At 44.5% G+C, this 7,781-nt stretch carries 5 protein-coding genes and 2 tRNA genes; all 7 read left to right on the top strand.

Going from position 1 to position 7,781, the window contains the following annotated elements:
- Positions 1-73, top strand: a tRNA-Pro gene (locus tag NLX82_RS27330).
- A gap of 9 nt (positions 74-82) precedes the next feature.
- Positions 83-153: transfer RNA gene (locus tag NLX82_RS27325), tRNA-Gly, on the top strand.
- 738 nt (positions 154-891) lie between these two features.
- The gene (ppc, locus tag NLX82_RS27320) at positions 892-3,684 is read left to right on the top strand and encodes a phosphoenolpyruvate carboxylase (protein ID WP_053326180.1); all 2,793 of its coding nucleotides are present in this window, start codon (positions 892-894) and stop codon (positions 3,682-3,684) included.
- A 191-nt stretch (positions 3,685-3,875) separates the two neighbouring features.
- Positions 3,876-4,442, top strand: coding sequence for an RNA polymerase sigma factor SigW (sigW, locus tag NLX82_RS27315; protein WP_254349304.1), 567 nt, complete (start codon positions 3,876-3,878; stop codon positions 4,440-4,442).
- 150 nt (positions 4,443-4,592) lie between these two features.
- On the top strand, positions 4,593-5,216 hold the full coding sequence (locus NLX82_RS27310; protein ID WP_013312128.1) for an anti-sigma factor: 624 nt from the start codon (positions 4,593-4,595) through the stop codon (positions 5,214-5,216).
- A gap of 221 nt (positions 5,217-5,437) precedes the next feature.
- Positions 5,438-6,271 carry a diadenylate cyclase CdaA gene (gene cdaA, locus NLX82_RS27305; protein ID WP_013312127.1) on the top strand — a complete coding sequence of 278 codons (834 nt, stop codon included), beginning with the start codon at positions 5,438-5,440 and terminating at the stop codon, positions 6,269-6,271.
- Positions 6,268-7,737, top strand: coding sequence for a CdaR family protein (locus tag NLX82_RS27300; RefSeq protein WP_069081027.1), 1,470 nt, complete (start codon positions 6,268-6,270; stop codon positions 7,735-7,737). Before cdaA ends, NLX82_RS27300 begins: the two co-directional genes overlap by 4 nt.
- Positions 7,738-7,781 lie beyond the last annotated feature (44 nt).

Here is a 7,781-nt window from a genome sequence, read left to right as displayed (position 1 = left end):
GGGATGTAGCTCAGCTTGGTAGAGCACCTGGTTTGGGACCAGGGGGTCGCATGTTCAAATCGTGTCATCCCGATACTATTTTGCGGGTGTAGTTCAATGGTAGAACTTCAGCCTTCCAAGCTGATAGCGTGGGTTCGATTCCCATCACCCGCTTACCGATTACCTAGAAGCCGAAAGGCTTCTTTTTATTTTGTCCACATTACATTTACTTCTATGTATATAAGCTAGTGCAATTATGTCTCCTGTCATGCACAGTTGGGGATGACTTGTGCATATTGTACATAGGCTCTTGTTACTTTTGACACCTAGATCCCGAATTTCCCCTCTAACGTTCCCCTTTCTCCTGCAGTAAGGCTAATTTCGTGATCAAATCCTTTAAATATAGGAATCCTATAGCTATTATGGTACGAATTCATGGTGATAACTCAACAGTTGCTCTTGGGTTGTGCACATTTCCCTTTATTTATGTGGGTAAAAAGCGAAGTGTTAAAGAGGAAATACCTTAGAAACACTGAGAAAATGGCTAATTTGTGTATATCTTTGTGGATAGAAGGCTAATGGAGTTGACTTTGTCAACAAATAATAAACATATACACACTATGTCGCATGAATTTGTACCTTTAAAAACACACTCTTTATAAGAGACTGTGCATAATGTTTCACGCATCACTAGTGTATACATTCATTACTATTTATTAATTTCATATTTATTCATAAAAATCCAATATTTTCTCGAAAGAAGTAATTCAAAAAGATGATTTTTTACTGTAAATTTTGCAGCTTTTCATGCGTTTTTATTGTATGATGTTAAGAAAGTGTCAAATTTCGTGTGTATACGTACCTTTGCTATAACTGTATATGGTGTGGAACAGATCAGATGGGGGGAAAAGCATGACTGAGCTTACGTTAACCGCTAACAAAAACCAATCCAACAATCTGCTACGGCGGGACGTTCGTTTTCTAGGGAATATTCTTGGTGAGGTTTTGGTTCATCAGGGTGGCAACGAACTTTTGGATATCGTGGAGAAAATACGTGAGACAAGTAAATCGTTACGTGCCGGGTATCAGCCGGAGTTGTATGAGAATTTCAAACAAATGGTCAGCGGACTGGATACGGATATTCGTCACCAGGTTATTCGCGCGTTTGCGATTTATTTTCAGTTGGTGAATATCGCTGAGCAAAACCATCGTATTCGTCGTAAGCGGGATTATGAGCATTCCGCTGGTGAAGATGTTCAGCCCGGTTCCATTGAAAGTTCCGTTCAGGAGCTTAAACAAGGGGGCTTCTCCGCTGAGGACGTTAGCAACTTGCTGAAAGAGCTCTCTTTGGAGCTGGTCATGACCGCACATCCTACAGAAGCGACACGACGAGTAATTCTGGATATCCACAAGCGCATTTCCGAGGACGTCATGCTGCTGGATAATCCGATGCTTACCTTGCGTGAGCGGGAACAGGTACGGGAGAATCTGCTAAACGAAGTAATTACGCTGTGGCAGACAGATGAGCTACGTGATCGCAAGCCAACTGTATTAGATGAAGTAAGAAATGGAATGTATTATTTTCACGAGACCTTGTTTCATGTACTCCCAGATGTGTACCAAGAATTGGAACGATGTTTGGACAAATATTATCCCGAACAAAAATGGCACATACCCACTTATCTGAGATTTGGTTCCTGGATCGGTGGAGACCGAGACGGCAATCCGTCTGTGACAGCTCATGTGACTTGGGAAACGTTACGTATGCAGCGCAAGTTGGCTTTGAGAGAATATCAGCACACGTTAAAGGAACTCATGGGTTACTTGAGTTTCAGCACCAGCATTGTGCGAGTTTCCGATGATCTGCTGGCTTCTATTGAAGAAGACCGTACTCACATTACACTTAAAAAGATGGAAGTATGGCATAACGAAAAAGAGCCTTATCGCATTAAACTAGCATTTATGATTGCTAAAGTGAACAACATCCTGGATGAAAGCAAACAGGGCACCAATGAGCGTTATAACTCTGCGGAAGAGCTCATTGCAGACCTAAATGTTATTGATAACAGCCTGCGTCATCATTTTGCCGATTATGTAGCAAACACATATATTCAAAAGATGATTCGCCAGGTAGAGTTGTTTGGATTCCACACAGCTACGCTGGATGTGCGTCAGCATAGTCAAGAACATGAAAATGCGATGACTGAAATTCTTTCTAAAATGAATATTGTGTCGGATTACAGTAAGCTGTCAGAAGAAGAAAAAATAAATCTGCTGGAAAAGCTGCTGAATGAACCTCGTCCGATTACTTCACCGTATTTAAAATATAGCGATAGCACACAGGAATGTCTTGACGTATATCGTACGATTTATTTGGCTCAGGAGGAATTCGGCAAGCAGTCCATTACAAGCTACTTGATCAGTATGACTCAGGGAGCCAGTGACTTACTGGAGGTTATGGTCTTATCCAAAGAGGTAGGCCTGTTCCGCATCGAGAAGGATGGTACTGTTATCTGTACGCTGCAATCCGTCCCTTTGTTCGAAACGATAGATGATCTGCATGCTGCACCTGATATTATGAGAAGATTGATGAACTTGCCTGTATATCGACAATCTGTGGCTGCGATGGACCAGCTTCAGGAGATTATGCTGGGATACTCGGACAGTAATAAAGATGGCGGTGTGGTTACAGCGAACTGGGAACTTCGGGTCGCTATGAATAGCATTACGGAAGTAGTTAATGAGTTTGGCGTAAAAGTGAAGTTTTTCCACGGTCGTGGAGGTGCGCTGGGTCGTGGTGGAATGCCACTTAATCGCAGTATTTTGGCTCAGCCTCCTCATACGATTGGAGGCGGAATCAAGATTACGGAGCAAGGCGAAGTACTATCATCCCGATACTCGCTTAGAGGCATCGCGTACCGGAGCTTGGAGCAGGCAACATCGGCGCTGATTACGGCTGTGGCATATCATCGTTCCGGGAAGAAGGAAGTGTTTGAGGAGAGCTGGGAGGAGATTATCGCCCGCATTTCCCAAGTATCACTGGATAAGTATCAGGATTTGATTTTCCGAGATCCAGATTTCTTCAACTTCTTCAAAGAATCTACACCGTTGCCTGAGGTGGGCGAGCTGAATATTGGATCTCGTCCGTCCAAGCGTAAGAACAGCGAACGTTTTGAGGACTTGCGCGCCATTCCATGGGTTTTTGCATGGACACAAAGCCGTTACTTATTACCTGCGTGGTATGCGGCTGGAACAGGTTTGCAAAGCTTCTATCAAAACAATGAGGATAACCTTAAAGTGCTGCAAACGATGTTTAGGGACTCTGCTTTCTTCCGGTCACTTATTGATACACTGCAAATGGCAATCGCTAAAGCGGATTTACTGATTGCAGAAGAGTACGCTGGGATGTCGGATAATGAAGAGGCCCGGCAGCGCATTTTCGGGCAGATTTCAGCGGAGTTCAAGCTGACATCTGAGTTGATTTTGAAAATAACCGGACAATCCGAGATTTTGGACGACGTGCCGGTTATTCAGGAATCTATCCGGTTGCGTAATCCTTATGTTGATCCGTTAAGTTACTTGCAGGTTCAATTGCTAAGTGAGCTACGGGAGCTGCGGGATCAGAACGGTGATGACACTGAAATGCTGCGTGAGGTATTGTTGACGATTAACGGAATTGCCGCAGGCTTAAGAAATACGGGCTGATATAGTGTGGTTGTACGAATACAGGCAATCGGGTACTCATGGGGTGCCCGATTGTGCTGTTTGTATATTGATGGCAGGTGTGCTTGCAGTTAGTAACAATACTACAGTTGATTTCCGGATAAAATTAAACTACGATGAATAATCATAAACATGTAGTAAGTAACCCATCAGCAAGTCTGGGGGAGTATAGAGTGGATAATATGGAAAGCCGCTTGGTGAGGCTGGTACAGAAAGGCGATCAGCGAGCTTTTGCGGAGTTAGTCGAGTTATATAAAGATCGGATTTTTCATCTTTCCTACCGGATGCTAGGTAATCGCCATGAGGCGGAGGATCTGGTGCAGGAAACTTTTTTGCGTGTGTATCGTAATTTGGAAAAATACGATCATGGACAGAAGTTCTCAACCTGGATTTATCGAATTGCTACAAATCTGTGCATTGATCGTCTGCGAAGGAGAAAACCTACATACTCACTTGATGCTGAAATGAATGATCAGGAAGGTGTCGATGGGTACGCCATGCTCGCCAGTGAAGAGCTTACCCCTGAGGGGAGTACGCTTCTGTCCGAAACGCAGGCTTTAATTCATGACGCCATTGACAGCCTTCCGGATAAATATAGGACGATTATGGTTTTACGGTACTTGCAGGAGCTTTCCTTACAGGAAATCGGCGATGTGCTCAATCTCCCAGTCACCACGATTAAGACAAGAGTACACAGGGGCCGGGATTTTCTGCGCAAAAAACTGGAGCACAAGCTATAGATCATGCGCATAGATTCTAGGAAAAGAGTCTGCGTAGATGTTTTTATGAAACATAATGCTCGTTGTAACGTATGTAAGATGAGCAAAGTTTCTAAGCCGGAGCATGTTATGTTGAGAAACACGGAAGAATATTAGAAAGGATTGGCTCATATGGATTGCAAACAAGCCGTCTCTTTTATGCATGACTATCTAGATGGCGACCTGTCTGAGCAGGACAAACATGAGTTGGAACAGCACTTGTTAGACTGCCCGGAATGCCGCATGCGTTTTAAAGAGCTGGAGCGGACGGATGCGATGCTTTACGGTACACGCTATCATCAAGTGCCGTGTGTATCGGATGAGCTGACATTTCGCATTATGAATGCTTTGCCACCGCATAAAAGACAGACTGCGGTGCCAATGCTGACGTGGGTGAAAAGGCATCCCGCTGTAACAGCCGCTGCCTTCTTCCTTATTGTTATATGCTCAAGCATGGCCAGCTTTTCTAGCACGGACCATCAATTGGTAGTCAAAGGAAGCCAACTGGATCAAGTCGTTATTCAGGGTGATACTGTGATTGTGCCTGAAGGGAAATCCATTGCCGGAGATCTAACAGTGCAAAATGGTGAAGCCCGTGTATACGGCGATGTGGAAGGAAATGTAACTGTAATTGATGGTTCTTATTATCAAGCGTCCACCGCTCATATTGCAGGACAGGTTAAAAGTATTGATCAAACCTTGGATTGGATATGGTACAAGGTTACTGATTTATTCGGGGGACCTTCTTCTCCATAAAAGAAGCTTGAAATGGCAAGGACGATATCGAGCGCCTCTTTCCGCTGGAAAAGGCGTTTTTTTGTATATGAAGCTGGCGAATTGTACTGTATTTTACTGATTTTAGCGGTTCTTTTGTCACACAGCTTGCAACGTGAGCCTGATCGTTATAACCTAGATAGAGAGAGCATACTGTGTACATATTACACCCACTCACTACAGAAAATTGCGGGGGCATGCGCATGTTGGATTATTTTGCGGACCTGACTTGGAAAGAGTCCATTAAAGATATTATCGACATTTTGATCGTAACCTATATTATGTATCAGCTTATTTTACTTGTTCGCGGAACGCGTGCAGTTCAATTGTTGAAAGGGATTCTGTTTCTGGTTGTCATTTGGGCGGTTAGCACCTGGTTTGATTTGTATACGCTCAAGTGGTTGATGAACCAGATGTTCACCTTTGGTGTGGTGGCTATCTTTATTATTTTTCAGCCTGAGTTGCGTCGTGCACTAGAACAGTTGGGGCGTGGCAAACTATTTGGGCGTTCGTCTGCGGATGATGAAGAAATTAACAAGTTAATCGGAGAAATGATTAAGGCGCTGAATTATTTATCACGTAGGAAAATAGGAGCTTTAGTCGTATTTGAGCGTGAGACAGGGCTAAACGAATATACAGAGTCTGGTATCAAGACACAGGCTGTAGTCAGTTCTGAACTGCTAATTAACATCTTCATTCCTAATACCCCTCTGCATGATGGTGCGGTGATTATTCAAAATAAACAGATTGCTTCTGCGGCCTGTTATTTGCCATTATCGGAAAATCCGTTCATCAGCAAGGAGTTGGGAACCCGTCACCGGGCTGCGATTGGGGTGAGTGAGGTAACGGATGCCGTAACTGTCGTGGTTTCAGAGGAAACAGGGCAAATTTCTTTGGCCATTAATGGACAGGTCGTGCGCGACATTAAGGAAGAATCCCTAATCTCCAAGCTGTATGAGGAGTTGCGGCCAACACCGTCTTTGAAGGAAAAACGCGGCTCATTCTGGAATCGGAGGGGAGGCCGTGGAAATTCATGATGGACAAATGGATTAACAATAATACGATTTCCAAGATATTGGCGCTTGCGGTTGCTGTTCTGCTGTGGGGAATGGTCCATCTAGATACAGGTACACCTTCATCTACGCTGACCGTTTCTTATAATAATAAAGTGATTGATAATGTGGCCATTCAGGCCAGTGGTCTGGATGATTCAAAATATGTATTGTCTACCATGGATACTGACCATGTAAAGATGGAAGTTAGAGGACAGCGCTCTGTGCTGACTTCCTTTTTCGCGGATAATTATCAGGCAAAGCTAAACTTAAACGGCTTAGGAGCAGGCACTAAAACATTATCACTCGAACCGGATTTACCGGACGGGGTGGAATTGGTATCTATGACTCCTAACCGTGTTACAGTGACGATTGAGGAAAAACAAACGAAATCATTTAATGTATCTATAGTTCCTAAGGGAAATCCAGATGCGGGATTGCAGCTTGGTAAGCCTGTGATTGCTCCTCAAACCGTGAAGGTTACCTTGCCCAAAAGCCAGTTGAGTACCGTCACTGCCGTTCAGGGGGCTGTTAATACGGATGGCATCTCAGAAAAGTTTGAACAGAAGCGTGTAAAACTGAAGGCTTATAACAAAAAGGGACAGGAACTTACAAGTGCGGTCATTGAGCCATCCACTGTATCCGTTGAAATTCCGGTAACTCAGCAGGCGAAATCTGTGCCTGTTAAGATTGTATATTCCGGAGAGTTGCCAGACGGATTGGCGCTTTCTAAAGTCAATGCAAACGTGAAAGAAGCGGCGGTGTATGCATCGCAGGATGTATTGGGCAGCCTTAGTTCTTATGTCACGGCTACATTGGATTTAAGTCAATTTACGGAAGCGGGGACCCGTGCAGTTCAAGCTAATTTGGCAGCCCCCTCAGGTTCTGATAAAATCGAGCCAGGGTCAATACAAATTCAGGTGACCGTCGTTCCTTCCAATGAAGTCACAGATACGGAACGGACGCTGTCAGGCATCCCAATCGTTTTACAAGGTGCAGGAGATGGAGCGACTGCGACTGTTACAGCGCCCGCAGGCAAGACGATGGATGTTACTGTGAAGGGCCCGCAGGATATGGTAAACAATTTAACCAATGATGATATTAGTTTGGTGGCAGATGTAAGTGGCCTCGCGGCTGGTCAACACGAGGTTACTCTGAAAGTAGGCTTGCCTAAATATATTACGCAAGCCGGGAATGCTGGCCAACTAAAGGCAACGGTCAACATTGAGAGCCCTTCTACGCCTGCTGTAACGAATCCGAATAGTGAGAATGAATCAAACCCCTCTGGTAGTGGCGAAAAGGGGCAGGAGAGGCCACAGGAGGGGCAAGGCAGTCAAGGTGGGGACTCTGACGCTAAGACCGGGGACAACGCAGCTGCGGAGGATAAAACAAATCCTCATAACGGCGCAGATTCTTCTGCGAATGGAACCTCGGAGAACAGTCAGCCATAACATGTTTTATCTGTAGTAAATAATCAAGATTTATTAGACAAAAA

It is taken from the genome of Paenibacillus sp. A3M_27_13 (assembly GCF_024213315.1).
In the GTDB taxonomy this organism is placed as follows: Bacteria; Bacillota; Bacilli; order Paenibacillales; family Paenibacillaceae; genus Paenibacillus; species Paenibacillus polymyxa_B.
Note: the sequence above shows the minus strand (reverse complement) of the source record. Positions and strands in the feature narration are given on the sequence as shown.